The sequence below is a fragment of the Frankia sp. R43 genome, assembly GCF_001306465.1.
Classification (GTDB): Bacteria; Actinomycetota; Actinomycetes; order Frankiales; family Frankiaceae; genus Parafrankia; species Parafrankia irregularis.
Map to the genome: position 1 here is coordinate 184,411 of NZ_LFCW01000007.1, position 25,539 is coordinate 209,949.

26 protein-coding genes and 1 pseudogene are annotated in these 25,539 nt (G+C 70.6%); 8 read left to right on the top strand and 19 right to left on the bottom strand.

The features are described from left to right. Positions 1-34 precede the first annotated feature (34 nt). A complete protein-coding gene (locus ACG83_RS28350; RefSeq protein ID WP_054569312.1) occupies positions 35-970 on the top strand; it encodes a helix-turn-helix domain-containing protein in 936 nt (311 codons plus the stop codon). On the opposite strand, the gene ACG83_RS28355 is transcribed toward ACG83_RS28350, so the two are convergent. The 8 genes and pseudogenes from ACG83_RS28355 to ACG83_RS28390 all read right to left on the bottom strand — a co-directional run. After that, positions 952-2,094 (bottom strand): Fic family protein, encoded by a 1,143-nt coding sequence (locus ACG83_RS28355; protein WP_054569313.1) that lies wholly within the window; start codon positions 2,092-2,094, stop codon positions 952-954. The two genes, ACG83_RS28350 and ACG83_RS28355, sit on opposite strands and share 19 nt — an antisense overlap. Before the next feature lie 340 nt (positions 2,095-2,434). Further along, positions 2,435-2,740 (bottom strand): DUF4286 family protein, encoded by a 306-nt coding sequence (locus ACG83_RS28360; RefSeq protein WP_054569314.1) that lies wholly within the window; start codon positions 2,738-2,740, stop codon positions 2,435-2,437. A gap of 29 nt (positions 2,741-2,769) precedes the next feature. Continuing rightward, complete coding sequence (locus ACG83_RS28365; protein ID WP_054569315.1) at positions 2,770-4,038, bottom strand: amidohydrolase family protein; 1,269 nt, start codon at positions 4,036-4,038, stop codon at positions 2,770-2,772. Beyond that, positions 4,038-4,385: a hypothetical protein gene (locus ACG83_RS28370; protein ID WP_054569316.1), complete on the bottom strand. Its 348-nt coding sequence runs from the start codon at positions 4,383-4,385 to the stop codon at positions 4,038-4,040. The genes ACG83_RS28365 and ACG83_RS28370 overlap by 1 nt, the downstream gene beginning before the upstream one ends. Further along, complete coding sequence (locus ACG83_RS28375; protein WP_054569317.1) at positions 4,382-5,641, bottom strand: aromatic ring-hydroxylating dioxygenase subunit alpha; 1,260 nt, start codon at positions 5,639-5,641, stop codon at positions 4,382-4,384. Before ACG83_RS28375 ends, ACG83_RS28370 begins: the two co-directional genes overlap by 4 nt. A 26-nt stretch (positions 5,642-5,667) precedes the next feature. Then, entirely contained in the window at positions 5,668-6,258 is a 591-nt protein-coding gene (locus ACG83_RS28380; protein ID WP_054569318.1) for a carboxymuconolactone decarboxylase family protein, read from the bottom strand. After that, positions 6,255-7,037 (bottom strand): SDR family NAD(P)-dependent oxidoreductase, encoded by a 783-nt coding sequence (locus tag ACG83_RS28385; protein ID WP_054569319.1) that lies wholly within the window; start codon positions 7,035-7,037, stop codon positions 6,255-6,257. Before ACG83_RS28385 ends, ACG83_RS28380 begins: the two co-directional genes overlap by 4 nt. 14 nt (positions 7,038-7,051) lie before the next feature. Beyond that, positions 7,052-7,318, bottom strand: a pseudogene (locus tag ACG83_RS28390) (2Fe-2S iron-sulfur cluster-binding protein); the annotation flags it as partial. Positions 7,319-7,467: 149 nt separating this feature from the next. Between ACG83_RS28390 and ACG83_RS28395 the strand changes: the two are divergent. Next, on the top strand, positions 7,468-8,118 hold the full coding sequence (locus tag ACG83_RS28395; protein WP_054569321.1) for a TetR/AcrR family transcriptional regulator: 651 nt from the start codon (positions 7,468-7,470) through the stop codon (positions 8,116-8,118). Here ACG83_RS28395 and ACG83_RS28400 read toward each other — a convergent pair. From ACG83_RS28400 to ACG83_RS28410, 3 genes are read right to left on the bottom strand one after another with little or no spacing between them, the layout of a single operon-like run. Beyond that, a complete protein-coding gene (locus ACG83_RS28400; protein ID WP_054569322.1) occupies positions 8,052-8,897 on the bottom strand; it encodes a TauD/TfdA family dioxygenase in 846 nt (281 codons plus the stop codon). The genes ACG83_RS28395 and ACG83_RS28400 overlap by 67 nt on opposite strands. Then, positions 8,894-9,241, bottom strand: coding sequence for a hypothetical protein (locus ACG83_RS28405; protein ID WP_054569323.1), 348 nt, complete (start codon positions 9,239-9,241; stop codon positions 8,894-8,896). Before ACG83_RS28405 ends, ACG83_RS28400 begins: the two co-directional genes overlap by 4 nt. Beyond that, complete coding sequence (locus tag ACG83_RS28410) at positions 9,238-10,527, bottom strand: aromatic ring-hydroxylating dioxygenase subunit alpha (protein WP_054569324.1); 1,290 nt, start codon at positions 10,525-10,527, stop codon at positions 9,238-9,240. Before ACG83_RS28410 ends, ACG83_RS28405 begins: the two co-directional genes overlap by 4 nt. Before the next feature lie 282 nt (positions 10,528-10,809). On the opposite strand from ACG83_RS28410, the gene ACG83_RS28415 reads away from it, so the two are divergent. Continuing rightward, positions 10,810-12,258: an aldehyde dehydrogenase gene (locus ACG83_RS28415; RefSeq protein ID WP_054569614.1), complete on the top strand. Its 1,449-nt coding sequence runs from the start codon at positions 10,810-10,812 to the stop codon at positions 12,256-12,258. Between the two features lie 76 nt (positions 12,259-12,334). On the opposite strand, the gene ACG83_RS28420 is transcribed toward ACG83_RS28415, so the two are convergent. The 6 genes from ACG83_RS28420 to ACG83_RS28445 form a co-directional block, all read right to left on the bottom strand. Beyond that, positions 12,335-13,177: an SDR family oxidoreductase gene (locus ACG83_RS28420; RefSeq protein WP_054569325.1), complete on the bottom strand. Its 843-nt coding sequence runs from the start codon at positions 13,175-13,177 to the stop codon at positions 12,335-12,337. Further along, entirely contained in the window at positions 13,165-14,046 is an 882-nt protein-coding gene (locus ACG83_RS28425; protein WP_054569326.1) for a sugar phosphate isomerase/epimerase, read from the bottom strand. The genes ACG83_RS28420 and ACG83_RS28425 overlap by 13 nt, the downstream gene beginning before the upstream one ends. A gap of 1 nt (position 14,047) precedes the next feature. Then, entirely contained in the window at positions 14,048-14,857 is an 810-nt protein-coding gene (locus ACG83_RS28430; protein WP_054569327.1) for an NAD(P)-dependent oxidoreductase, read from the bottom strand. Further along, entirely contained in the window at positions 14,854-15,711 is an 858-nt protein-coding gene (locus ACG83_RS28435; RefSeq protein WP_054569328.1) for an NAD(P)-dependent oxidoreductase, read from the bottom strand. The genes ACG83_RS28430 and ACG83_RS28435 overlap by 4 nt, the downstream gene beginning before the upstream one ends. A 6-nt stretch (positions 15,712-15,717) precedes the next feature. Further along, positions 15,718-16,269 carry a nuclear transport factor 2 family protein gene (locus tag ACG83_RS28440; protein WP_054569329.1) on the bottom strand — a complete coding sequence of 184 codons (552 nt, stop codon included), beginning with the start codon at positions 16,267-16,269 and terminating at the stop codon, positions 15,718-15,720. Between the two features lie 94 nt (positions 16,270-16,363). Further along, positions 16,364-17,419 carry a zinc-binding dehydrogenase gene (locus tag ACG83_RS28445; protein WP_054569330.1) on the bottom strand — a complete coding sequence of 352 codons (1,056 nt, stop codon included), beginning with the start codon at positions 17,417-17,419 and terminating at the stop codon, positions 16,364-16,366. Positions 17,420-17,585: 166 nt separating this feature from the next. Here ACG83_RS28445 and ACG83_RS28450 point away from each other — a divergent pair, with 166 nt between their 5' ends. The 5 genes from ACG83_RS28450 (at position 17,586) to ACG83_RS28470 (ending at position 22,434) form a co-directional block, all read left to right on the top strand. Further along, complete coding sequence (locus ACG83_RS28450; protein ID WP_054569331.1) at positions 17,586-18,203, top strand: TetR/AcrR family transcriptional regulator; 618 nt, start codon at positions 17,586-17,588, stop codon at positions 18,201-18,203. After that, a complete protein-coding gene (locus ACG83_RS28455; protein ID WP_054569332.1) occupies positions 18,193-18,636 on the top strand; it encodes a nuclear transport factor 2 family protein in 444 nt (147 codons plus the stop codon). The genes ACG83_RS28450 and ACG83_RS28455 overlap by 11 nt, the downstream gene beginning before the upstream one ends. 168 nt (positions 18,637-18,804) lie before the next feature. Next, positions 18,805-20,040, top strand: coding sequence for an acyl-CoA dehydrogenase family protein (locus ACG83_RS28460; protein WP_054569333.1), 1,236 nt, complete (start codon positions 18,805-18,807; stop codon positions 20,038-20,040). Further along, positions 20,033-21,247, top strand: coding sequence for an acyl-CoA dehydrogenase family protein (locus tag ACG83_RS28465; RefSeq protein ID WP_054569334.1), 1,215 nt, complete (start codon positions 20,033-20,035; stop codon positions 21,245-21,247). Before ACG83_RS28460 ends, ACG83_RS28465 begins: the two co-directional genes overlap by 8 nt. Then, on the top strand, positions 21,244-22,434 hold the full coding sequence (locus ACG83_RS28470; RefSeq protein WP_054569335.1) for an acyl-CoA dehydrogenase family protein: 1,191 nt from the start codon (positions 21,244-21,246) through the stop codon (positions 22,432-22,434). Before ACG83_RS28465 ends, ACG83_RS28470 begins: the two co-directional genes overlap by 4 nt. Before the next feature lie 238 nt (positions 22,435-22,672). Here ACG83_RS28470 and murD read toward each other — a convergent pair whose 3' ends face one another. Both murD and ACG83_RS28480 read right to left on the bottom strand, forming a co-directional pair. Further along, on the bottom strand, positions 22,673-24,085 hold the full coding sequence (murD, locus tag ACG83_RS28475; RefSeq protein ID WP_054569336.1) for a UDP-N-acetylmuramoyl-L-alanine--D-glutamate ligase: 1,413 nt from the start codon (positions 24,083-24,085) through the stop codon (positions 22,673-22,675). Next, a complete protein-coding gene (locus ACG83_RS28480; RefSeq protein ID WP_054569337.1) occupies positions 24,072-25,511 on the bottom strand; it encodes a hypothetical protein in 1,440 nt (479 codons plus the stop codon). Before ACG83_RS28480 ends, murD begins: the two co-directional genes overlap by 14 nt. Positions 25,512-25,539 lie beyond the last annotated feature (28 nt).

Consider the following 25,539-nt stretch of genomic DNA (forward strand, 5'->3'; position numbering starts at 1 on the left):
GTTCCCCGGCGGCGGCCGTGCCTACCGTGGACGCATGGACAACCAGGCGGGTGACCGGGCAGACGACCGCGCGGGCAACCGGGCGGACAACCGAGCCCAGGTCCGCGAGTTCCTCATCTCGCGGCGGGAGCGGATCACCCCCGAGCAGGCCGGGCTGCCCGCCTACGGGGGCGCCAACCGCCGCGTCAAGGGACTGCGCCGCGAAGAGGTCGCCCTGCTCGCCGGGGTGAGCGTCGACTACTACGTCCGGATGGAACGCGGGAACCTCGCCGGCACGTCGGACGCCGTCCTCGGCTGCCTCGCCACCGCGCTGCAGCTCGACGATGCCGAGCGCGAGCACCTGTTCGACCTCGCCCGCTCCGCGCACCCTGCTCCCACCCGGCAACGCCGGACGGTGACACCGGAGGTCACCGACGGGATCCAGCGGGTCCTCGACGCCATCACCGAAGCCCCGGCCTGGGTCCGCAACGCGCGCCACGACCTGCTGGCCACCAACCGGCTGGCCCGCGCGCTGTACGCCCCGGTGCTCGCCGACCCGCGGCGGCCGGCCAACACCGCCCGCTTCATCTACCTCGACCCCGCGTCGCGTGCGTTCTTCGCCGACTGGGAACGCGCCGCCGACGACACCGCCGGCATGCTGCGCTCCGAAGCCGGCCGCAACCCCCACGACCGGCAGCTGATCGAACTGATCGGCGAGCTGTCCACCCGCAGCGCCCAGTTCCGCACCCGCTGGGCCGCGCACAACGTCCGGTTCCACCGCACCGGCCGTAAACGGCTCCATCACCCCGTGATCGGCGCCCTCGACCTCACCTTCGAGGCCATGGAGTTCCCGTCCCATCCCGGCCTCACGCTGGTCGTCTACACCGCACCGGCCGGCACCCCCGCGGCCGACGGCCTGCGGCTCCTCGCCAGCTGGGCCGCCACCACGGAGGCCGAAGCAGCGGACGGCGGTCAGCCCGCGGAGGCGTAGGGTTTGCGCAGGGTCATCGGCGTGTGGGCGACGTCCAGCGCCGGCTGCGGGAAGCGGGTGCCCGCCGTGTAGTAGCGGGCCCGGGTGCGGCCGACCGGCTGCAGGACCTGGGCGGTGGTGAGGTCGCGCAGGTCGCGTTGCGCCTGCTGCAGGCTCAGGCCCTCGGCGTGCTCGTAGCGTGCGCGGCGGACCCGCCCGGTCATCGCCACGTCGTGCAGGGCGGTCACGACCCTCTCGTCCAGCCCGGTGCTCACGGCGAACGCGGCGAGTGCCTCCCCCACCCGCCCGGATCGGTCGAGTCGCCCCGCGACGGTCTGGGCCTGCTGGTGGTAGGCGGTCAGGCTGAACCGGATCCAGCTGGAGACGTCCTGGTCGGGAAGGTAGGTCGGGCCCCGGTCAGCGAGCTCGCGGTAGTACTCCCAGGTGTTGCCGGGGCGGCCGAGCCACGCCTCGATGGAGGAGAACTCCGGGGCGAGCACACCTTCGCGGGCGATCATGAGTGTCTGCAGCGAGCGGGACATCCGGCCGTTCCCGTCGGCCCAGGGGTGGATGGACACCAGGTGCAGATGGGCCATGGCCGCCCGCACCAGCGGATGGGTGCCGTCGTCGGCGTTGAGCCAGTCGACGAGTTCCCGCATCAGGGCGGGGACGGCATCGGCACCCGGGGCGGTGTAGGCCGCGATGCTCGGGTCGCGGGCATCGGTGACGTAGACCGGGCCCCGGCGCCACTGCCCCGCCGGCCTTCGCACCGCGTGACGGTGACCCTGCAGCATCCAGTGCAGCGCGTTGAGCAGGCCTTTGCTGTAGCTGAAGTCCTCGGCGTCGTGGAGCGTCTGGATGTAGGTCATCATCCGTTGGTAGGCGAGGGTCTCCTCGCGGTTCTCGTCGGAGACCTCGACATCTCGCTCGCCATCCATCAGGTCCTCGACGTCGATCGTGGCGACCTTGAAGCCCTCGATGGAGTTCGACGCCGCGACGGCATCGGCGGTCAGGAACTTCCGGAGTCCGTCGGCCCATTTCGACGGCGTGCTCTGGATCTGGTGCCGGAGCACAGCCCGCATGCCGTCGATCTCGCCGAGCACCTGACCGTCGGCAGAGCCGAGGGCGGGCGTGGGGTAGAGCATGCATCCACGATAGTTTGACGTAGTCATTACGTCAAACTATGGCGCCGATTCGGCGCGACCGCACTGATGCGTCAGGCCCGTACCCCGCTCGTACCGAGCCTCCTCGCCCGGCGCCAGCGCCGGCGGCCGCGGCCGCACGGTCCGCGCCCACCCGCCACACGACACCACAGCGAAACCGGACCGAGCTACCTGACAATCAGCAAGCAGTGCGGCCGACCCCGAGCAAGAAGTGAGGATTATGGTCATGAACGCGACCGAAACCCTCACTTCTTGCGGAGCACCAAGCGAGCCCTGGCAGTCGAAATCCTGAATCCCGACTACTTACTCGGAAGCAGCCGCATCAGCGGAAGAGCTGGGTGAAGTAGCGAACCGTCGGAGGTGGTGTGAGCTCGACTCCGGTCGGGCGCGACATCGTCCCGGAGGCCTGCGCCTGAGCCAGCGCCGCCTTCGCCGCCTCGACGTCGCCGTCGATCTCGTAGATCACGATGAAGGTGTCGCCGCCGAGCGCCGCGAGCCGGCGGGCGGCGACGAAGCCGTCCACCTTGAGGATCTCGGGCAGGTGCGTGTTTTCGTACCAGTCGTGATAGGCCGCGGCCTCCTCCGGCGAGGCGGGACGCGATTCGACGATCAGAACACCGCTTGCCATTCCTGCTCCGTTCGGATCGATGACGATGATCAGACTCTCTTGTGGACGTGCCCGTCCTTCATGACGAACCGGACGTCCTGGGTGCGGGTGATGTCCTGGGCGGGGTCGCCGGGGACGGCGATGATGTCGGCGAGGTAGCCCTCCCGCAGCCGGCCGAGCTCGTGGTCCAGCCCGATCAGCTCCGCACTGGTCACGGTCGCGGCCCGCAGCGCCTGCACCGGGGTCATACCCCGCGACACCAGCGCGACCAGCTCCTTGGCGTTGTCGCCGTGCGGAACCGCCGGGGCATCGGTGCCGCAGGCGATCCGGACGCCGGCGGCGACAGCCCTGGGCAGCATCGCCCTGGCGCGGGGGAACACCTCGGCCGCCTTCCTCCGCAGCTCGGGTGCTGCCCGCGCGATGTCCATCGCGTCGGTCAGGTACGTCGTCGACACCAGGAAGGTGCCGTGATCGACCATCATCCGCAGGGTCTCGTCGCTGGCGAGGAAGCCGTGCTCGATGCAGTCGATGCCGGCCCGGACGCAGGCCCGCACCGCCCGGTCGCCGACGGCGTGCGCGGCGACGCGGATGTCGGCCCGGTGCGCCTCGTCGGCGATCGCCGCCAGTTCCTCGTCGGAGTACTGCTGGGCGCCCGGGCCGGTGCTGTGCGACATCACTCCGCCGGACGCCGACACCTTGATCACCTTGGCGCCGTGGCGGATCTGGTAGCGGACGCAGGCCCGCACGTCGGCCACTCCGTTCGCGATCCCCTCCGCGACGCTCAACGGCATGATCCCGGGTGCCAGGCGCTGGAAGACGGTCGGGTCGAGGTGCCCGCCGTACGGCGTGACCGCGTGACCGGCCGGAATGATCCGTGGCCCTTCCACCCAGCCCTGCTCGATCGAACGCGCCAGCGCGACGTCGAGCAGGTAGCCCCCGGTCTTGACCATCAGCCCGAGGTTGCGGACCGTGGTGAAGCCAGCGTGCAGCGTCGTGCGGGCGTTCACGGTCGCCCGCAGCGTGCGGTAGGCGGGGTCGTCCTGGACGCCGTGCATCGGCAGCGGCAGGCCCGTCGGGGTCTCCGGCCCGCCGATGAGCAGGTTGAGCTCCATGTCCATCAGCCCGGGCAGCAGGGTGACATCACCCAGGTCGATCTCGGCCACGTCGACGCCCGCGGCCACGCCCGCGGCGAGATCGGTCGGGTTGACCGCGCTGATCCGGTCACCTTCCACGACGATCACCGCCGGCGACCGGACCTCCCCGGCGTCGACGTCCAGCCAGCGCCGCGCGCGCAGGATGGTGATGGGGGCCGCCGCCATCAGGGGACCGGCTCGATGAAGCAGTCGAAGGACGCCGATCCGGTGTCGGGGACCCGGGGCTGGCGCCACACCTCCACCGGGAACGACACCTGGATCGTGGAGTACACCAGGTGCAGGAGGTTCACCGCGTCCTCGGGTAACGCGTCGAACGGGAGCTTCTCCAGGTACACCATGGCGCCCTCGACCCGTGGTTTCGCGGCGTCGTACAGCGCCTGCATCTCGTCCATGGTCGAGGCCAGCCGGGTGTGGTACCGCTCATGTTCGGTCGGCAGGCACCATTTCGCGGCGAAGGGTTCGAGGTCGGCGAACTCCGCCGGCAGCCGCCTGGCCATCGGCAGCGTGGTCATCGGCGGGCCCCCTCGAAGTCCGCGACCCAGTCACGGACGACCTTGTGCAGGTGTCGGCAGAGGATTTCCTGGTCATTGAGATGGAACTCGTTGACGTAGTCGTTCTCGAGCATCAACTGGGTGGCCTCGAGTGTGTTGGAGTCCTGCAGCGCGAACTCCTTGAACGTCACCGCCGCCATCTCCTGCGCGACCCGCTCCCTGATGTTCGTGGCCGGCGGGAAATACGCGCTGCCCTCGAAGACGTGGGTGTTGTACGCCGTCGGCCAGTACTGGTAGGTGATGTACCAGCCCTGGCTCCAGATCAGGATCACGAAGTTCGGGAACAGCTGGAACGAGTCCAGCCCCCACGGGTCGCACCCGGCCGGGTTGAGCCCGGGTGGCATCTCCCCCAGCTCGGCCTTCTCCCACGGGCCGAACAGCCCGCTGCGGGTGATGATCTCCATCGGCTTGAGCAGGTCCGCGTCCATCTCCCAGAAACGGACGCCGGAGGTGCTCACCAGCCGGTGCGGCCCGTCGAGCTGGTAGTGCGGTGCCTCGAAGCCGGCCTGCGCGGCGGCCGCCGAATACTTCTCCGGCGACTGCTTCGCGTGCAGGATCGGCGCGTGGTAGAACTCGGCGAACGCGTCCATGTACAGCTTCCAGTTCGACTGGATCGTCGTGCTGTACCCGAAGCGGGCCGTGAGCCTGTCGAAGGGATAGCCTTCGAGCGCCGTCACCATCGGGCCGAGGAACTCGCGCAGCGACTGCTCCGGCTCCGGCGCGAAGTTCACGAAGACGAACCCGGCCCAGACGTCGCAGTGCACCGGCGCGAGGCCGTACCGGCTCCGGTCGACGTCGAAGAACTCCCCCTCCTGCTGGATGAACTTCAGCGCGCCGTCGAGGTCGTAACGCCAGCCGTGGTATTTGCAGGTGAACTGCCGGCAGATGCCCTGGCTGTCGAGCTTCGGGTCCTCCGTCCAGGCGAGCTTGTTGCCGCGGTGGCGGCAGACGTTGTGGAACGCGCGGACCTGCCCCGCCCGGTCGCGGACGACGACGATCGACGCGTTGGCGGCACGGATGTCCTTGGTGAAGTAGCTGCCGACACGGGGCAGCTGTTCCACCCGGCCGACATGCAGCCACGCACGCTTGAAGACCGCCTTCTTCTCCCGCTGGTAGTACTCGGGTGAGGTCGAGTCCTCGTAGGACACCGGGGCTGTTCCAAGCTCCGGGTAATGCTGGGTCCAGCTGCCTTCCGGGGGTTTCGGGAAACGCGGCACGGGCCGCCTCCTTCGCAGGATCGGTGTCAGGGAACGGGCCTGGTCGCCGGTTCCAGCCCAACGCTGTTCAGCACCATGGCGAGACACGTGTAGCTTCCGACCACGAAGATCGCCTCAAGGAGCTGTCGTTCGTCGAGATACGAGGCCAGTCGCGCCCAGAGAGCGTCATCGAGGGCGTGGTCGGCAACGAGCTGATCGGTGGCGCGCAGCAGGTCACGGTCCCGCTCGGCCCACCCGGCGGCCTCGGGGCCCTCGGTGACGGCGGCGGTTCGCTCCCGCGTCAGCCCTGCCGAGCGGGCGAGACCGACGTGTTCCGCCCACAGGTAGCGGCAGCCCGTCCGGGAGGCGACCCGCAGAATCAGCAGCTCCCGGTCGCGCGGGTCGAGCGTCCCGGCGTCGAGCAGGCGGCCGTTGAAGGCGAGCCAGGGCCCACCCACCCGCGAGTGCCGGGCGAGAAGGCCGAGGATGGGTGGCATCGGTGGCGCGTCGGCGTCACCGGAGAGGTAGCGATCGGCGCGGGCGAAACTGCCACGCAGCGTCTCGCGGTCCTGTTCGGTCCAGTCCGCGACCGGCAGCGGGCCCAGCCGGGGCGCGGCGGAGCGGGTCGATGAGGTCAAAGCACGGACCCGCCGTTGACCCCGAGGACCTGCCCGGTGATGAAACCGGCCTCTTCGGAGGCGAGGAACACGGCCGCCGCGGCGATGTCGTCGGGAGTCCCGAGGTGACCGAGCGGGATGGTCCCGGCCATCACCTCGTTGCTGGGGAGGTTCCCCTCGGCCTGCGACTGGTGCTGCATCGGCGTCTCGATGCCCGACGGCGGGATGCTGTTGACGGTGATTCCGCGCGAGGCGTACGCACGGGCCAGCGACTTGGTCAGGACGATCACACCGCCCTTGGCCGCGGCGTAGTGCGCCATGTTCGGCGACCCGCGCTGGGCGCTCGACGACGCGATCGTGACGATGCGGCCCCAGCGCGCCGTGACCATGTCGGGGATCGCCGCCTGGCAGCTGTGGAACGTGCCGGTGAGGTTCACGTCGAGGACGCGGTTCCACTGGTCGAGCGTGATCTGCTCGAACGGGTCGAACGCGACGAGGCCCGCGCTGGTCACCAGGATCTCCGTCGGCCCCAGCGTCGAACGGATCTCGGCGAAGGCCGCGTCGAGGGCGGGCCGGTCGGTGACATCCGCGGCGAGGCCGATGGCCTGCCCGCCGGCGGCCCGCACCTCCTTGGCCACCCGGTCCGCCGTCTCGCGGTCGAGGTCCAGCACGGCGACGCGGTGGCCTCGTTCGGCCAGCTGGTGGCAGGTGGCCTCGCCGATGCCCGACGCCCCGCCGGTGACCACCGCCACCCGGGACCTCCGCGGCCTGGCGCCCGGCCCTGGCCTGGTACCTGACATAGCTGCCTGCCTCCTCACTCGTAGACCACTTCGACAGCCGGGGTGGCGGGTTCGGCCTGGCAGGTGAGCACCCAGCCCTCGGCGACCTCGTCGAGGCTCAGCGCGTCGTTGTTGCGCATCTCGGCCCGCCCTCGCACGATCTGGGCCAGGCAGGTGGCGCAGCTGCCCGTCTCACACGACGAGGGGGGCCGCAGGCCCGCGGACCGCGCGGTCTGCAGCAGCGTGGAGCCCTGCCGGTAGGCGGTCGTGATCGTCCTGCCGCCGAGCCGGATGGTCACCTCGACGTCCTCTGACACGTGTTCTCCATATGACTAACATCACGATGGCCGGGTGCGCGAGCAGCCCACCGGTGCCGGCGGCGTAACACTGGAAGTGCAGTTGAGGGCAGCTGAGGACAGTTGCGGCACCGCCGACCAGCAGGAGGACGTTCATGGCGCCGGCACGGCGGAGCACCGTCGAGGACTCGGTCACCCGCACCGCGCTTCTCGACGCCACCGAGAGCCTGATGCTGGAAGAGGGCTACGCCGCCGTCACCACCCGCCGGCTGGCCAGCAAGGCCGGCGTCAACAACGGGCTCGTCTACTACTACTTCGGGACGATGGACGGCCTGTACATCGAGCTGTTCCGGCGCGGCGCCGAGCGGAGCCTGGCGCGCCTGCGGCTCATCCTGCAGTCCCCGCAGCCGCTGTGGGCGCTGTGGGACCTGACCCACGACTTCTCCAGCAACGCGCTCACGATGGAGTTCACCGCGCTGGCCAATCACCGCAAGGCGATCCGGGCCGAGATAGCGGCCTATTCGCGGACCTTCCGCAAGCTGGAGCTCGACGCCCTCACCGAGGCGCTCAAGGACTACGGAGTGGACCACGAGCGATGGCCGCCGGTGTCGCTGATCCTCGCCATGACCGCGATCTCGCGGTTCCTGCAGATCGAGGAGGATTTCGACGTCACCGTCGGCCACGCCGAGATGGTCGCCGTGATCGAACGTGAGATCCGTGCGCTGGAGGGAGAGCGCCGTCAACGGATCGGCTCGTCACCGAAGACGGTCGTCCGCAGCATCTCCCGCGGCGAGCGCGGGTCGTAGGGCGCCGCCCGGTGCACCACCCCGGTGTTGTCCCAGATGACGGTGTCGCCGACGGACCACCGGTGGCGGTAGACCCGTTCGGGCGCCGTCGCCCGGTCGAGCAGGTCCTGCAGCAGCCGCCCGCCCTCGGCGGGATCCATGTCGACGACGTGACCGGCCTGGACGCCGATGACGAGCGACCGCCGGCCGGTGCGGCGCCGCCACACCAGGGGGTGGACGGACGTCGGGCGGGCCCGCCACCGCGCGAGCTGCTCGGGGGTCGGGTCGGGGGTGACCCGGCGTTGGGAGGCCTCCATGGCGTGGACGACCCGCAGGGCGGCGAGCGCCTCCTTCTCCTCGCCATCCAGCGCGTCGTAGGCGGCGTAGGTGCTGGCGAACTCGGTCTCCCCGCCGGTCGCCGCCACCGCCTTGGCGCTGAGCACCGTGGCCTTCTGCGGTGGCTCTCCGTGCAGCGGGGTGCAGCCGTCCATATGCCACTCGAACGTGGCCTTCAGGTAGTCGGCCGAGGAGTTCTTCGACGCGTCGAGGGTGACCCGGTAGATCCCGGGGACGGGGTGGTGCCCCGGCTCGTAGTCGATCTCGCCGAGGCGCCGGGAGAAGGCGACCTGGGATTCCGGGTCGAGGTCCAGACCGCGGAAGACGAGCACTCCGTACTGTTCGAGTGCCGCCAGGACGGCTCCGGCGACCGCGTCGTCCCGACCGAGCTGTTCCGCGTCGACCCCGCTGACCTCGGCGCCGACCGTCGTGGCGAGCGGCTGACAGATGATGGTCGGCGTCACGGTGCGGGCTCCAGGTAACGGTCGAAGTAGGCGGTCCCGGAATCGATGACCCGGGGCTGGTGCCAGACCTCGACGGGCAGCGACACCATGATGAGCGAATAGACCAGGTGGAGAAGGTTCTCCTGCGCCGCGGAGAGTTCCTGCAGGGGGAACTTGTCGAGATAGGCCATGGCGTCCCGTACCCGTCCGAACGCGGCGTCGTAGAAGGCCTCCATGTCGGCCATCGTGCTGTTGAGCCGCTCGGCGTACCGGGCCGGCTCGGTCGCGAGGCACCAGCGCCGCGCGAAGGGCTCGAGGTCGGCGAACTCCGCCGGGAGTAACGGCCCGGCCGACGGGTCACTCATGCCCGGACCGCCTTTTCGTCATGAAGGTAGGACTGCACCCAGTTCTCGGTGACCTTGTGGAGATGTCGAACGGTGATCTCCTGGTCGGAGAGCGGGTACCGGTCGATGACCCGGGATTCCAAACCCATCTGGGTGCCGTCGAGGGTGCCGGCGTCCTGCAGACCGGCTTCCTTCGAGATGACGGCGGTGAGCTCGTGCCGGATCCGCTCACTGGCGTTCTGCGACTGCGGGAAGTAGTACGACATCTCCCACGCGTGGGTGTTGTGGGAGGTCGGCCAGTAGTGGTACGTGAGATACCAGCCCCGCTCGTAGACCAGAATCACGAAGTTCGGGAAGATCTGGAAGTTCGAGATCGACCAGGGCTCGAGACCGCCGGGATTGAGGCCCGCCGGCAGGTTCGCCGGGTCGAGCTCGGGAATGTCCGGGCGCTGCCAGGGGCCCATGAGCCCGGCCTCGATGTTGGGCTCGATCGGGTACATCTGGTCGCGCGGCAGCAGATGGCGCGGCACGCCCTTCCAGCCGCCGGTGCTCACCAGCCGGTGCGGCCCGTCGGTCTGGTAGTACGGGGCCTTGAAACCGGACTCGAAGCTTCGCAGGCTCGGGACCTGCTGCTGCGAGTGCAGGACGGAGGCGTGGTAGTACTCCTGGAACGCGTCCAGGTAGATTTTCCAGTTGCTGAGGAGATCGGCCTTGTACGCGTACCGCTCGGTGACGAGGTGGAACGGATAGCCTTCGAGCCCGCGCACCATCGGCCCGAGAAAGTCATGCAGCGTCTGGCTGGGCTCGTCCGCCAGGTTGATGAAGATGAATCCTTCCCAGACCTCGCAGTGGACCGACACCAGCGGGAAGTCCGCCTTGTCGAAGTCGAAGAACTCCTCCTCCTGGAGGACGAACTTCAGCTGCCCGTCGAGCCCGTAACGCCAGCCGTGGTATCTGCACATGAACTGGCGACATACGCCGCTCGTCTCGTGCCTCGGGGTGTTCTCCCACACCAGCTTGTTACCCCGGTGCCGGCAGACGTTGTGGAAGGCCCGAACCCGGCCGTCCATGTCGCGCGCGATGATCACGGCCGTCTTCGCGACGTCCAGATTTTTGGTGAAGAAGCTTCCCTTTCGGGGCAGCTGCTCGACCCGGCCGACGTTCAGCCAGGCCCGCTTGAAGATCGCCTCGCGTTCGAGCTCGTAGAACTCCGGAGAGATCGAGTCCTGGTACGACACGAGCCCGGTGCCCAGGTCCGGGTAGCGCCCGGTCCAGCTGGCCTCCGCCGGCTTGCCGGCATGCGCCATGGCTAGCCCTCCGTTCGCATCCGTGGAGATCACCAGATCGGCATGTTCAACACTCGACTAACTTTCTGTTCTACAAGTGACTAACATGAGGACCCGCCGGGCCGCAAGGTCCCGGTTCGGCTCGCGGCCGGCATCGGCGGAGGCCGCGGCTGGTCCCGGTGGCGCCTCCGGTCGGCATCGGCGGAGCCCGTGGTTGGCATGGACGCAGCCCGCGGTTGGCATCGGCGGAGCCCGTGGTTGGCATCGGCGGAGCCCGTGGTTGGCATGGACGAGGGAGCAGGCATGTGGGATCGGCAGCACCTGTTCATCGGGGGCGCCTGGGTCGCGCCGAGCACCGACCGGCGGATCGAGATGATCTCTCCGCACTCCGAGGAACCGATCGGCCACGTGGCGGCGGCGAGCGTCGCCGACGTCGACCGCGCCGTCGGCGCGGCCCGGCAGGCCTTCGACGAGGGGCCCTGGCCGCGCACGGATCCGGCCGAGCGGGTCGAGGCGATCCGCCGGCTGGCCGCGCGCTACGGAAAGCGCGCTGACGAACTGGCCGCGCTCATCTGCGCCGAGCTGGGCGCACCGATCTCGTTCGCCAGGCGGGCGCAGGTCGCCCTGCCGGGCATGATGATGACCGCGTTCGCCGACATCGCGGCCGGCTACCCGTGGCAGGAGAAACGACCGGGCGTGTACGGCCAGGACGTCATCCTGCGCCGGGAGCCGGTCGGTGTCGTGGCCGCGGTGGTCCCCTGGAACATGCCCCAGTTCCTGACCGTGACAAAGGTGATCCCTGCGCTGCTCGCGGGCTGCGCGGTCATTCTGAAGCCGGCCCCCGAATCATCGCTGGACGCACTTTTCTTCGCCGATCTCGTCGAGGAGATCGGCCTGCCCGCGGGCGTCCTGAACGTCGTTCCCGCCGACCGCGACGTGAGCGCCTACCTGGTCGGCCATCCCGGGATCGACAAGGTCTCGTTCACCGGCTCCTCGGGCGCCGGCCGGCAGGTGGCCGCGGCGTGCGCCGCCCAGCTCACCAAGGTCAGCCTGGAGCTCGGCGGCAAGTCGGCGGCGATCGCGCTGGCGGACGCCGACCCGGCCGCCGTGGCGCTGGCGGTCCGTTACTCGGGCATGGGCATGGCCGGGCAGATCTGCAACTCCCTCACCCGGGTGGTGGTGCCCGCGAGCCGCATCGACGACCACGCCGACGCGCTCGCGGCGACCCTGTCCGCCATCAGGGTCGGCGACCCGGCCGACCCCGCGACCCAGATGGGCCCGCTGGTCGCCAGGCGCCAGCAGGAGCGGGTGCGCGGGTACATCGACACCGGCATTCGGGAAGGCGCCCGGCTCGTCACCGGTGGCACCGCGCTGCCCGACGGTGTCGACCGCGGGTGGTACGTACGCCCGACCGTCTTCAGCGATGTAGACAACGCGATGACGATCGCCCAGGAGGAGATCTTCGGCCCGGTCGTGGTCGTCATTCCCTACCACGACGAGAACGAGGCCATCCGGATCGCGAACGACTCCGAGTACGGGCTGGCCGGATCGGTCTTCACCGCCGATGTCGAGCGGGGGCTCGCGGTGGCGGCCCAGGTCAGAACCGGCACCTTCGGCGTGAACCAGGGTTATGCGATGGACCCCGCGGCCCCGTTCGGGGGCGTGAAGGCCAGCGGCTACGGCCGCGAGCTCGGCCGGGAGGGCCTCGAGAGCTACCTGGACGTCAAATCAATCTCGGTCGCAGCCCCGTGACATCGGCGCTGCCGCGGTTCCGCGGAACCGCGGCGGCGCCGAACCGCGGATCCGGCACCGGGATCGTTCGCGCCCATCACGCCGACGGATCGGTTCCCAGCGCGGTAGGCACGTCGGCCGGGTGGCCGGTGGAGCCGGAGCTGGCCCGGCTCATCGCGAGCACCGCGTCCCGGCGGGACATCGCGCCGAACGGCGAACCACCGGTCGGGTCCGCGCTACCGAAGATCCAGGTCGGGCCGTCGGCGAGGTGGTCGAGCGCCTCCCGGGCGACGTCGGCGGGGTCGGCGGTGTCGCCGTACGGCTCGCCCTTGGCGTCGAACACCCGGCGCATCGACGGTGTGTCGGTCTTGCCGAGCACCAGGCCCAGGACGTCGACCCCGCTGGAACGCCATTCGGCCCACAGCGCCTCGGCCAGGACGAGGTCGAACGCCTTGGTGGCACCGTAGGCGGCGAGCGTGGCACCACCCACCCAGGCCGCTCCCGACGTCACGATCACCACGCCGCCCCGCCCGCGCGCCACCATCGGCCCGCCGAAGCGGTAGGCCGCCTCGAGCACGCTGTCGCAGTTGCGGTGGATCAGCTGCAGGTGGGTGCCGAGATCCTTGTCGAGGAACGGGGTGCTGAAGTCGTCGCCGCCGGCGTTGTAGACGAAGAGCCCGATCTCGATGTCGGACGTCGCGCTCGCGAGCTCCGCCACCGCGCCCGGGGCACTCAGATCGAGCGCGACCGCGCGGACCTCGACGCCGTGCTTCGCGCGGAGTTCCGCCGCGAACGCCTCCAGCACGGCGACCCGACGTGCCACCAGCACGACGTTCAGGCCCCTGGCGGCCATCTCGTGGGCGAACGCGGCCCCTACTCCGTCCGATCCGCCGGCCACAATCCCCCACGGCCCGTACGCACTCGTTTTCACGCTGTCCATTCCTCGTCTCTCGGCGTTCCTGGTGGCTCGTTGGCGTCTTTGGGTGCGGCTCGACCGGCCCCCGCCGAGGCGAGGAGGGCGCGTGCGGCCTCGACGCACCAGCGGGCCCGTGCCTCCGTCGACTCGCCGGCCCGGGCCCGGGACAGCATGGGGACCTCGAGGCCGATCACGATGCCCGGCGGGAGCGCCGCGAGGATCTGCCGCAGCGGTAGCTCGCCCTCGCCCGGCACCATCCGGTTGATCGAGTCCTCGCGGTAGACCGAGCCGCGCTGTTGGAGGGTGTTGTCGCTGAGCTGCGCGTAGCCGATCAGCGTGGGGTCGACGGTGGCCAGGTCGGCCGCAGTGTGCCCGGAACGTACGAGATGCATGGTGTCGATCAGTAGCCGGAAGTCCGGGCGCGCGACGTGGCGCACCGCGGCCAGCGCGGCGTCGAGACTGCTGATCGTCAACGAGGGCGCGAACTCGACCGTCGTTTCCATCCCCCGCTCACCGGCCATCTCGGCGAGCACCCCGAACTCGTCCAGGCTGCGCTCGACGTCCGGGTCCATGGTCACGGTGTTGACCATCGCGACACCGAGCTCGGCCATCGTGTCCAGATCAGCCGCATGAGCGCGCATGTCGCTGCCTGGACGGACCACGAAGCCCTCGGCGAGCGAGATCGACACATCGCGGTCACGCAGGGCGGCCGCTGTTCTCCGCCGCAGCCCGGCGTCATCCCGCAGCGAGAACGGCTGGTATCCGTCCGGGTTGACCGGGTTTCCGGAAAGCACCACGGCGATGTACCGGCAGCCGAGGTCGGCGGCCAGGTTCACGAACTCCACCGGCGGTAGCCCGAAGACAGTCTGATGCTCTATCCCCAGTCGTTCCATGTCAGCTGGACCGGATCGCGGTGACGAAGCGCCGCGCCACCTCGACGAGTTCCTTTCCGGGCGCATCGCCCAGGACGTCCGCCATCAATGTGACGTCCTTGGTAAGCGGCAGGTTGGCGGGAGAATCCGCGAGAGCCGCGATGGAGCCCACCCGCAGCAACATCGCGGATGCCACGCACGCCGAGCTGCTCGTCGTCAGGATCGCCGCGAGGCCAGCGGGATCGACACCGAGCGACCGCCCTGCCTTCATCGCTTCGTCCGCGAGAGCGACCTGCGCGGAGAACATGGTGTTGTTGATGAGCTTCGCGTACGAACCCGTCCCGATCCCGCCGAGGTGCACGACATGGTTGGACAGCGCCGACATCACGTCGGCGACATCAGCGAGAGCCTCGGCGTCGCCGCCGACCATGATGGTCAGTTCGCCGGTCAGCGCCCGTGGACCGCCGCCGCTCACCGGCGCATCGAGAACGCGGAGGCCGTGGGTCGCCGCCTGTCGGGCGATCTTCTGTATGTGCGCGGGCGCCACCGTGCTGTGCACAAGTACCACCGCGCCGGGTTCGAGGGTTTCGGCCAAGCCGTTCGGGCCGAACATGACCTCCTCCACACCCGCCGCGTCGAAGACACAGATGCCAACGGTCTCGACCGCCGCCCCCAGCTCCGCCGGGGTCGCCGCGACCTTCGCACCGGTGCCCGCGAGCGGTTCCAGAGAAGCCGGCCGCCGGGCGTAGGCGGTCAGCTCGTGGCCCGCGGCCTGGATCCGCTGTGCCATCGGTAGCCCCATGCTGCCGAGCCCGATGAATCCAACCCTCACCGTGCCCTCCCCACGGATGTCGACTCCGGCGTATTCGGCGGGCGCAGCACCTTCTTCTCCACCGCCTCCGAGGCCAGGACCGTGCCGATGATTCCGAGGTCCGCACCCGCGCTTCGGGCGACCTCGCGCACCACCGTGACGTCCTTCAGCATGAGGTCGCCGATGCGGCCCGCGACGGCGTCGACCGAACCGCCGCCGGCGACGACACCCAGGCCACGGCTGGCGCCGCTGCCGTGTTGGAGGGCGGCCAGAATCGCCGACTCCTCGATCCCGAGCGAGCCCGCGAGGCGCACCGCGTCGATCGCGAGCCCCACCTGCGCCACGAACAGCGCGTTGTTCACCAGCTTCACTCGCTGGCCGTTGCCGACCGGCCCGACGGACATGACGGGTGACGCGTACGTGCCGAGCACCGGACGCATCCGGTCCAGCAGGGCCTCGTCGCCACCCACCCACAACGTCAGCCGGCCCGCGGCGACGTCGTGCGGGCCGCCCGAGAGCGCGGCGTCGAGCACCCCGATCCCCCGGCCTGATCCCGCCTCGGCGAGCAGATGCGCGGTCTGCGGGTCGGACGTCGTGTGCTGGACGAGCGTGGCCTCCGGCCGCATGGCCGCGACAGCACCTTCCGGGCCGAGGCACACCGAGCGGACCTGATCGTCGGTCAGGACGGCGACGAACACCGCGTCGGCGTCACGGACCGTCGCCGAAACCGTGGAGGCGCAGGTCAGCCCGTCGGCCTCAGCCGCCGCCCGGGCCTGCGGGCTGCGCGCCAGGACGGTCACCTCGTGGCCCGCGGCGATCAGCCGGTCGACCATCGGCCGGCCCATGCGACCCGCTCCGATGAACCCGATCCTCATTGATCCTCAATCCTCCAGAGAGCGTGCTGGCCCAGCGGGAACGGACGACGGCGCCGACGGGGGCCGCTGCCACGGCGGGGCCAGCATCTCGCGGTGCTCGGGCGTGCCGTCGAGGTTGGCGTTGATCCGCTCGGTGATGCGCCAGCCCTGCGCGGTGCGCGCCCAGCGCCAGGTGTTCGCGGAGACCCTGGCGACCCAGAACCGGTCGGCGCCGGCATCCCAGCGGATGTTGAGCGCGTAGCTGCGGCCGGTCGCCTCATCGCCGTCGACCACGATGTGCGGCACCGTCAGGACGTGGCCGCAGCCGTTGCGGATCAGGCTCTGGTGGCCGCCTTCGACCATGTCGACGATGTCGCCCCGACCCCGCATCCGCAGGTGGGGAACGGCGTCGAAGGTGCCGTCCTCGGTCCACAGCGCCGCCGCGGCCTCGGCTGAGCCGCTGTCGACGGCGGGCCCGTACTGGGCGACGAGCTGCATGATCTCGACCTGGTCCTCCAGGGCATGGACCCGGGCCGCCAGCTTCTCGACCACGGCACGAAGATCGTCGATCTCGCTCATACGCGACAGCCCTTCCAGGGACGGCGATGCGGCGCGGGGACGGCGACGCGGCTCAGGGGACGCGGTTCAGTGGACGCGGCTCAGGGGACGCGGCTCAGGGGACGACGACGATGCGGACCGGCCCGTCGGCGTCGCGGGACGCATCGAGGGCCGCCGCGACCTCGTCGAGCCCGACCGTCCGGCCGAGCATCGGGGTGACGTCGAGGCTGCCCGAGCAGACCGCTTCGAACGCCTCGTCCCAGTGCCGCAGCGACGGGCCGCCGCCGAACTGGATGTTCAGGCCCTTCCGCTTGGCGATCAGGGTACTCAGGTGGTCGCCCTCCGGCGGGCCGCCCATGGAGAAGATCCGGGTGCCGCGCTCGCACCCCCTGATGATCGAGTCGAGGACACCGGGGACGCCGACGCACTCGAAGACGACGCAGCCGGGCAGGCCGGCCATCGCGATCATCTCCTTCGTCGACTCGGGTGAGCCGTGGGCGACGTCCCGCCAGGCCTGGTAGGGCGAGATCTCGGCGGGGTCGATGACCACGTCGGCACCCATGGCCAGCGCGGTCGCGCGCCGGGAGGCCACGAAGTCGACCGCGATGATCGGGCCCACGCCGAGGCGCCGCAGCTGGGCGATCACCGACAGGGCGATCGCCCCGCAACCGATGACCAGCGGTACCTCCTGCGTCGTCAGCTGGGCGCGGGAGGCGGCCGACCAGCCGACCGAGATCGCGTCGGCGATGCACACGATCTCGCTCGGGAGCTCCGAGGCCGCGACGCGGGTGAGGGACTCGTCCAGCAGGAAGTACTCGCCGAACCCGCCGGGCGACTCGGGGTTCTGGCCGATGATCCTGCGGCCGGTACCGGTGGACAGGACCGGCAGTGAGCTCACCCGGGTGCCGATCGGGATCCGGCGCTCGGTGCCCGGGCCGTGGTCGACGACCTCGGCGCAGTACTCGTGGCCCATGACGATGTCGACGTCCCGGTCGTAGGTCGACATGCCGCTGTCGTCGTCGGCACCGGCTTCCAGGTGGTCCATGAAGTGGATGTCCGACGCGCAGATCCCGCAGGCGAGCGACCGGACGAGCAGCTGCCCCGGCCCCGGGACCGGATCGTCGATGACGCGCGCCCGCACCGTTCCGCCCCGCAGCACCGCAGCACGCATCAGCCGCTCCCTCTCGTTCGTGTGACGGGGCCTGCCCCGTCACGGGACTGTAGCCACGGTTCCGGAGTTATAGAAGAGCCTGTCCTAAAAAATTATGGAAGATCTTGTCCTGTAAATTGGCGCCGACCGCGCTGGCCGGAGGCGCCACGGCGTTACGATCGCTGTCATGACAGAGCCCGCCCGCCGGCGCCCGGGTCGTCCCCGCGACACGAGCATCGACGAGCGGGCACTGGCCGCGACCCGCGAACTGCTCGTGCAGCGCGGCTTCGACGCGACGACCATCCAGGCGGTCGCCGGGCACTCCGGGGTCCACGCCTCCGCCATCTACCGCCGCTGGGGGTCGCGGATCGAGCTGATCGAGGAGGCCACGTTTCCCGGCCTCAGCCCGCTCAGCGTCCGGCCGACCGGGGACCTCCGGCGCGACCTGCGCCGCTTCATCCGCGCCTATGTGGCGGCCTTCGACGCACCGGCGGCACGCGCGGCCGCCGCCGGCCTGCTAGCCCACTACCAGACCGGCGGCCGGCAACGCCCGCCGGAGCTCTACCTGCGGGTGTCGGCGCGGCCGCAGTTCCAGGACATCCTGTGCGCCGCCCCGGCGGGCAGCGTCGACCCCGCCGTGGACCCGGACGACGTCTTCGACCTGCTCCTCGGCGCCGTCCTGACCCGCACGCTGCTGTTCAACGCCACCGCCCGCCGCCGCCCCATCGAGCGCACCGTCGAAATGATCCTCCGGGTGCTGCGGCCCCAGGCGGTCCCCATCCGAACGGAGAACCATGACCAGTGACCGCGACGCGATCGCCGACGTGCTGCTGCGCTACTCGACCGGTATCGACCGCCGCGACTGGGATCTGTTCCGATCGTGCTTCACCGACGACTGCGACCTGGACTACGGCGAGATCGGCTCGTGGCGGGGCGCGGCGGCGTTCACCGAGGTCTTCACCGCCCTGCACGCCCCCCTCGGCCACACCATGCACAGCCTCAGCAACATCGACATCCGCCTCGACGGTGACGGTGACGGTGACCGCGCCCGGGCGCGCACCTATGTCAACGCGCTGATCATGTCGGTGGACGGGCGCAGCGGTGTCACCGCGCACGGCTTCTACGACGACGATCTCGTCCGGACCGCGGGCGGCTGGCGGATCGCCCGCCGGCATTTCACCTCCGTCCACACCGGCTCCGTCGGAGCGCCTGCGGACGCGGCTGGCGGCGGTTCCTGATCACCGCCTGTCGTTCCTGGTCGTGGGCTCGCCGGGGCGCGCCGCCAGAGCAGTGGTTGACACCGCGGGAAGCTGACGGCAGGCTGACAGCCAGAAATAAGCGGTCGCTTAGTCAGTCGCTGTGCCGGACGGCGGCGGCATCCCACCGACCAGTCTCTGGAGGGGCCGATGGAGTTCTCGCTCGACGCCCGTACCGAGGACCTGCGGGCCGACCTGCTCGACTTCGTGCAGACGTGCGTCGAGCCGGCGGAGGCGGACTTCGACTCCCAGCTCGCCGCGCAGCCGGACCGGTGGGCGTGGGACACCGTCCCAGCGCTCGTGGATCTGCGTGCGCAGGCGCGTAAGCGGGGCCTGTGGAACCTCTTCCTGCCCGGCGACGACGGCGCAGGCCTGACCAACCTGCAGTACGCACCGCTTGCCGAGATCACCGGTCACTGCCGTCTCGCGCCGGCCGCGGTCAACTGCTCGGCCCCCGACACGGGCAACATGGAGGTACTGCGCGACTTCGGCACGCCGGAACAGAAGCGGGCCTGGCTGGAGCCGCTGCTGGCCGGCGAGATCCGCAGCGCCTTCGCCATGACCGAGCCCGACGTGGCCTCCTCCGACGCGACCAACATCGCCACCCGGATCACCCGGGACGGCGACGAGTACGTCGTCAACGGCCGCAAGTGGTGGATCACCGGGGCGATGAACCCCAACGCGCGGATCCTCATCGTGATGGGGAAGACCGACCCCGGTGCCGACCGCCACCGGCAGCAGTCGATGATCCTCGTCCCCCGCGACACCCCCGGTGTGGAGATCAGACGTGGCCTGGAGGTCTACGGGTACGACGACCACGATCACGGTGGCCACGCCGAGCTGGCCTTCCACGACGTCCGGGTGCCCGCCGCGAACCTCGTCGGCGAGCAGGGGTCGGGGTTCGCGATCGCGCAGGCCCGCCTCGGCCCCGGCCGGATCCACCACTGCATGCGCTCCATCGGCGTCGCGGAGAAGGCGATCGCGCTGATGTGCGAGCGGGTGGAGGGCCGGGTCGCGTTCGGCCGGCCGCTCTCGGAGCAGGGCGTGATCAGGGACTGGATCGCCGAGTCCCGGGTCCGGGTCGAACAGCTGCGCCTGCTCGTGCTCAAGACGGCCTGGCTGATGGACACGGTCGGCAACAAGGGCGCCCACACCGAGATCCAGGCCATCAAGATCGCGACGCCGGCGACCGTGCAGTGGATCCTCGACAAGGCCATCCAGACCCACGGCGCCGGCGGGCTCTCGCCGGACTTTCCCCTCGCCCGCCACTACGCCGGCATCCGGACCCTGCGGTTCGCCGACGGCCCCGACGAGGTCCACAAGAACGCCCTGGCGCGGGCCGAGCTGCGCCGCCAGGCCAAGGCACGGGAGGCCCGCCGTGGCTGACGAGCACGCGATCCAGGCGATCCACGCGGACCTGCGCACACGGGTGCGGACGTTCCTCGCGGACCATGACCCGGCGGGCGTGCGCACCGACGCGGACCGGTTGGAGTTCCTGCGTGCCCGGTACGACGCCGGCCTGGCCTGGGTCGCGTTTCCCGTCGGCCACGGCGGTCTGGGGCTGGGGCAGTCGTACCAGTCCGAGGTGGACGCGAGCTTCACCGCCGCCGGCGCGCCCGACAACCGGCCGCACGCCAACGGCATCGGGCTCGGCATGGCCGCGCCCACGATCGCCGCCTTCGGGACGGAGGAGCAGAAGCGGCGGTACCTGCGCCCGCTGTGGACCGGAGAGGAGATCTGGTGCCAGCTGTTCAGCGAGCCGGGCGCCGGTTCGGACCTCGCCAATGTGGCCACCCGCGCCGTACGTGACGGCGACACCTGGATCGTCAACGGGCAGAAGGTGTGGACGTCGGGCGCCCATCACTCCGACCTGGCGATCCTCGTCGCCCGCACCGACATCGACCTGCCCAAGCACCGCGGGCTGACCTACTTCCTGTGCGACATGCACGATCCGGGGGTCGACGTCCGCCCGCTGCGGCAGATCACCGGCGAGGCGGAGTTCAACGAGGTGTTCCTCACCGACGTCCGCATCCCGGACAGCCAGCGCCTCGGGGCCATCGGAGACGGCTGGCGGGTGGCCACCGGCACGCTCAACAACGAGCGCGTCTCGATCGGCGGCAAGGCGACCGTGCGCGAGGCCGGAATGATCGGAGTCGTCGCCGATACCTGGCGGATACGGCCCGAGCTGCGCACGCCCGAGCTGCACGACCGTCTGATGAAGCTCTGGGTCGAGGCGGAGGTCGCCCGGCTGACCGGTCGGCGGCTGGCGCAGAAGCTGGCCCAGGGGCAGCCCGGCCCGGAAGGCTCCGCCATCAAGCTGGCCTTCGCCCGCATCAACCAGCAGCTGTCCGGCCTCGAGCTCGAACTGCTCGGGGAGGAAGGCCTGCGCTACTCCGACTGGACGATGGTCCGACCGGAGCGGGTCGAGTTCACCGCCCGCGACGCCGGCTACCGGTACCTGCGGGCCAAGGGAAACTCGATCGAGGGCGGCACCTCGGAGATCCTGCGCAACATCCTGGCCGAGCGGGTGCTCGGCCTGCCCGGTGAGCCACGCGTCGACAAGGACGTTCCCTGGAAGGACACAGCGCGGTGACAGATCTCGATCTGCTCTACTCCGAGGTCGAGGACGACCTGCGTTCGACCGTGCGAGACCTGCTCGCGGATCGTTGCCCGCCGGCGGCGGTCATCGCCGTGTACGACGGCGACCGCACGTTCGTCGACCCGCTCTGGCAGGCCCTGGCTGTCGATCTCGGCCTGGCCGGGCTGCTCGTTCCCGAGGACAGGGGCGGCGCCGGTGCCTCCGCCCGGGAGGCCGCCGTCGTGCTGGAGGAGCTCGGCCGCGCGGCGGCACCGGTCCCCTTCCTGACCAGCGCGGTCGTCGCGACGACGGTACTGCTGGCGGCGGGTTCCGAACCCGCGGCCAAGCTCACGGCGTCGCTCGCGGCCGGTGAGCGGACCGCGGCGCTGGCCGTGCCGTTCACGGCAGCGCCGTTCACGGCGGTGCCGGGCGCGGAGGCGCGGGGCTCGGATGCACCGGGCTCGGAGGCGCGGGGCGCTCGGCTGACCGCTGTCGACGTTGTCGGGCCGCACACGCTCACCGGGACGGTGACCACCGTGGCCGGCGCGCTGGAGGCGGACCTGCTGCTGGTGCCGGCTTACCGGGACGGCCACGTCACGCTCTACGCCGTCGACGCGGCCGCGGCGGACCGGCGGCCCGTGGTCTCGTTCGATATGACCCGCCAGCTTGCCGATGTGCACCTGCTCGACGTCGAGGCCACGCCGGTGCTCGACGACCCGGACGATCCCGGAGCCGCCGAGCGGGCGATCCGCGCCGGGCTGACCGCGGGCACCGCCCTGCTCGCCTCCGAGCAGCTCGGCGTGGCGAGCTGGTGCCTGGACGAGACCGTGAAGTACCTCAGGACACGTCGGCAGTTCGGCCGGGTGGTCGGTGGCTTCCAGGCACTCAAGCACCGGCTGGCCGACCTCTACGCCGGCGTCGAGTCCGCGGCGGCGGCCGCCCGCTACGCCGCCGCGGCGCTGGCGTCCGGCGACCCGGACCTGGCCGTGGCCACCAGCGTCGCGGCGGCGTTCTGCGGCGACCTCGCGGTCGTCGCCGCGGAGGAGGCGGTGCAGCTGCACGGCGGCATCGGCATGACCTGGGAGTACCCGGCGCATCTGTACCTGAAGAAGGCCAAGGCCGACCAGATCGCGTTCGGCACCCCGGGTGCCCATCGCGCCCTGCTGGCATCGCTGGTGCACCTGCCGGGAGCTCCACGCTAGAGATCGGAAGCGCCGCCGGGGCCAGCCCATCCGACGATCTGGAGATGTTCGTCGTCCAGCAGCCGTCGTTGTCGTTGTCACCGAGCAAGAAGTGAGGATATCGGCTGCGACAACAACCGAAATCCTCACTTCTTGCGAGCCGTCAAACGACTCTGTCCCCCATTGTTCCAAAATGAGTTAATCGCCAGTACTTCTCGGTGCTCGGCAGCAGCGGCGGCCCCTCAGGTAGCGCCGGCCGTCAGGCGATCTGGGGGGTCTGGGGGGTCGGGGAGTGGAGCCGGGTCACCGCGTCGTGGAACTCCGCGGACTTCTCGGCGTAGTTCGCGTACCGGTCGTAGCTCGGCGCGCCCGGCGAGAGAATCACGTGGCAGCCCGGCGAGCCCAGGCGGGCCGCCAGGGCCACCGCTTCCCGCAGGCCGGCGGCGGGGTGGACCCGATCCGGGTGGCGCTCGCCGAACTCCGCGACCGTCGCGAGACCGTTCGAGGGAATCGCGATGACGTCCACCCTGCGGGGGCTGCCCAGCAGGAAGTCGTTGAGCGGCTGGTAGGAGATGCCGCGGTCCTGACCGCCGACGATGAGGATCGTGTGCTCGGCGTCGAACGCCTCGACCGCGGCGACGACACTGTTCGCCGTGGTGGACAACGTGTCGTCGACCCAGACGAGCCCGCCGTCACGGCTGATCGTCTCCAGCCGGTGCGGGAGGGGCGCATGCCCGGCGAGGCCTCGGCGCACGGCGTCCGGCGACAGCGGTGTTTCGAGGGCCGCGCCGGCGGCCAGCACCGCCAGTCGCACGCTGGAGACCAGATGGCCGGCCCGCAGGTGCGGCGGCAGTTCGCGCACCGTGAGCAGGCGGGTGCCGTCGCGGTCCACGATGTCCTCGCCGGACGTGGCGGCCAACAGGGTGGGCAGCCCGCGGACCCGCGGCTCGACCGAGACCAACTTCGCCAGGGTCGGCTCGTCGCAGACCAGCACCGCGGCACCGTGCACCGCGATCCGCGCCTTGTCCTGCCAGTACCGCTCCAGTGAGCCGTGCCAGGGAAGGTGCTCCTCGTAGAGGTTGGTGACGACGGCCACCCGCGGCGACCGGGTGATCCAGAAGCACTGGTAGCTCGACAGCTCCGCGACCACCGTGGCCGGGCCCGGCGGCACGGCCAGCAGCGGCAGGCCGATGTTCCCGGCGAGCACGGCGCCCGCGTCGGTGCCGGAGCCGGAACCGGAGCCGGAGCCGGAGCCGGAGCCGGAGCGGGTGCCGGTCGGCTGGCTCAGGATGGCGTGGATGAGGGACGCCGTGGTGCTCTTGCCCTTGGTGCCGGTGACCCCGACCGCCCGCGCGGCCTCGGACTCGAGCCAGACCGCGGAGCCCGAGGTCAGGTGGATCTCCTTCGCCCGCAGCGTCTCCAGGAACGGGTGGGTCCTCGGTATCCCCGGGCTCACCACAACGAGGTCGCAGTCGAGCAGCCGCTCCAGGCTGCCGGCACCCCAGTTGTAGTCGACCCCGGGGAGAGGCTCGGCCGCGAGCGCGGACGCCTCCCGCTCATCCACGACGACCACCCCGGCGGGCGAGGCCGCGACGGCGCCGAGGACGGCGCGCCCCTCCAGCCCGAGACCCCAGATCCCGACGCGCCTGGTGGCGATCTCAGCCAAGCGCATCGAGTGCCTCGCGGAAGGACTGCGGGATGAAGTGGGTGGCCGAGGGCTCGAGCAACGCGGCATCGAGCCCCGGGGCCGGGGCCTGGCCCTGGGCGTGCATCTCGTCGGTGAGCGGCCCCACCAGCCGGGCCCGGGCCCACCCGGGATCGCGCCCCAGCCGGGCCAGGGCGACCAGAGCCTCGTCGTACTCGCCGACGCATTCGAAGGGCTTGTGCCCGCGAAGACCCAGGATCTCCAGGTAGCCGTCGAGGTTCGCCGGGTCGTCGAGCATGTTTCCCCCGAAGATCTCCGTCAGCCGCCCGCTCGAAATGAAGGGGGCGAGCACCAGGAAGACGAACTGGCACTTCGGGCATTCACGGCACCAGGACGACGCCCGCTTGGACTCGTCGATCCGGAAGCTGCGGTTACAGCTGGTGAAAGCCTCGAAATAGGCCGGCAACCCGGCGAACCGGCGGGCGATCTCCAGCTCCGAGAGCGGGCGAAGCAGCGAGAAGTACGCGTCGGCACCGGTTCCTCCGGAAGCAGCTCCCCCGGAACGCTCCAACGCCGAACGGAGCAAAGCCTCGAAATGAATACTCTTCGACCACTGATGATTGATGGTGTGGCCGTTCCAGGAGAGGTTTCCGTATTCCGCCGACCGCTCGTTGGACATGACCACCGGGCCGAGGCCCAGGCGCTCCGCGGCCATCAGGGCGATCAGGCTGACGACCGCGGTGACGGGCACATGGCCGTTGTGAGCCCCCTGCCGGTTGGCCTCGAGCAGGGTGGGGTCGATCGACCTCTGGGCGGAGACCAGTGGCTGCCCGCTGACCCGCGCGCAGCGGGTGATCGGCGCGAACGTGTTGACGGAGAAGAGCACCGGGTCGAAGCCCGCGGCCTTCAGCGACTCGATCGTGACCACGGAGTCCTTGCCGCCGCCGACCGGAACGAGCGGCGCGGCCGGCGCCGCGGCCACCGCGCCGCCAGCTTCGCCACCGTCGCGAGCTCCGCCGCCGCCGCCAGCGGCTCCGCCGCCGCCCGCGCCCGTGATCTCGTCGGGGACCTCGTCCAGGCGCTTGCCCGTGATCTGGGGCGTGAGGGCGCCGGGCAGCTGGTTACGGAACGCGAATTCGCCGAGCCCGTTCCTGATCAGCTCCGACAGGAACGTGTGCTCTCCGTCGGTGAGACCGAACCCCACCCGGACGGTACCGGGAGCGGCCGCCTTGTAGTAGCTCAGGCCACTCGCCAGTGCCAGCAGCCGAGCCGTCCGCGCCGACGGCACTCCAGCGGGCCGGCCCTGGTTCCCGTTCGGGAGGCGGATCGTCTCGACGAACTCGATGCTCCCAGCCTGCCCCAGCAGTGAGTAGAAGGCGCGAAACGTCTCCCCGGTCGAATCGAAGGAATAGCCCTCATAGGAGAATTCGCTGAATCCAGCCGGATCGAACATCGTGCTCGGATTTCCTCCCGCGCTCGAC

Bases quoted from the DNA above. Each gene is read 5' to 3' on its own strand.
- ACG83_RS28350 (WP_054569312.1), top strand. From the start codon at position 35: ATGGACAACCAGGCGGGTGACCGGGCAGACGACCGCGCGGGCAACCGG.
- ACG83_RS28355 (WP_054569313.1), bottom strand. From the start codon at position 2,094: ATGCTCTACCCCACGCCCGCCCTCGGCTCTGCCGACGGTCAGGTGCTC.
- ACG83_RS28360 (WP_054569314.1), bottom strand. From the start codon at position 2,740: ATGGCAAGCGGTGTTCTGATCGTCGAATCGCGTCCCGCCTCGCCGGAG.
- ACG83_RS28365 (WP_054569315.1), bottom strand. From the start codon at position 4,038: ATGGCGGCGGCCCCCATCACCATCCTGCGCGCGCGGCGCTGGCTGGAC.
- ACG83_RS28370 (WP_054569316.1), bottom strand. From the start codon at position 4,385: ATGACCACGCTGCCGATGGCCAGGCGGCTGCCGGCGGAGTTCGCCGAC.
- ACG83_RS28385 (WP_054569319.1), bottom strand. From the start codon at position 7,037: ATGTCAGGTACCAGGCCAGGGCCGGGCGCCAGGCCGCGGAGGTCCCGG.
- ACG83_RS28395 (WP_054569321.1), top strand. From the start codon at position 7,468: ATGGCGCCGGCACGGCGGAGCACCGTCGAGGACTCGGTCACCCGCACC.
- ACG83_RS28405 (WP_054569323.1), bottom strand. From the start codon at position 9,241: ATGAGTGACCCGTCGGCCGGGCCGTTACTCCCGGCGGAGTTCGCCGAC.
- ACG83_RS28410 (WP_054569324.1), bottom strand. From the start codon at position 10,527: ATGGCGCATGCCGGCAAGCCGGCGGAGGCCAGCTGGACCGGGCGCTAC.
- ACG83_RS28415 (WP_054569614.1), top strand. From the start codon at position 10,810: ATGTGGGATCGGCAGCACCTGTTCATCGGGGGCGCCTGGGTCGCGCCG.
- ACG83_RS28420 (WP_054569325.1), bottom strand. From the start codon at position 13,177: ATGGACAGCGTGAAAACGAGTGCGTACGGGCCGTGGGGGATTGTGGCC.
- ACG83_RS28425 (WP_054569326.1), bottom strand. From the start codon at position 14,046: ATGGAACGACTGGGGATAGAGCATCAGACTGTCTTCGGGCTACCGCCG.
- ACG83_RS28435 (WP_054569328.1), bottom strand. From the start codon at position 15,711: ATGAGGATCGGGTTCATCGGAGCGGGTCGCATGGGCCGGCCGATGGTC.
- ACG83_RS28440 (WP_054569329.1), bottom strand. From the start codon at position 16,269: ATGAGCGAGATCGACGATCTTCGTGCCGTGGTCGAGAAGCTGGCGGCC.
- ACG83_RS28445 (WP_054569330.1), bottom strand. From the start codon at position 17,419: ATGCGTGCTGCGGTGCTGCGGGGCGGAACGGTGCGGGCGCGCGTCATC.
- ACG83_RS28450 (WP_054569331.1), top strand. From the start codon at position 17,586: ATGACAGAGCCCGCCCGCCGGCGCCCGGGTCGTCCCCGCGACACGAGC.
- ACG83_RS28455 (WP_054569332.1), top strand. From the start codon at position 18,193: ATGACCAGTGACCGCGACGCGATCGCCGACGTGCTGCTGCGCTACTCG.
- ACG83_RS28460 (WP_054569333.1), top strand. From the start codon at position 18,805: ATGGAGTTCTCGCTCGACGCCCGTACCGAGGACCTGCGGGCCGACCTG.
- murD (WP_054569336.1), bottom strand. From the start codon at position 24,085: ATGCGCTTGGCTGAGATCGCCACCAGGCGCGTCGGGATCTGGGGTCTC.
- ACG83_RS28480 (WP_054569337.1), bottom strand. From the start codon at position 25,511: ATGTTCGATCCGGCTGGATTCAGCGAATTCTCCTATGAGGGCTATTCC.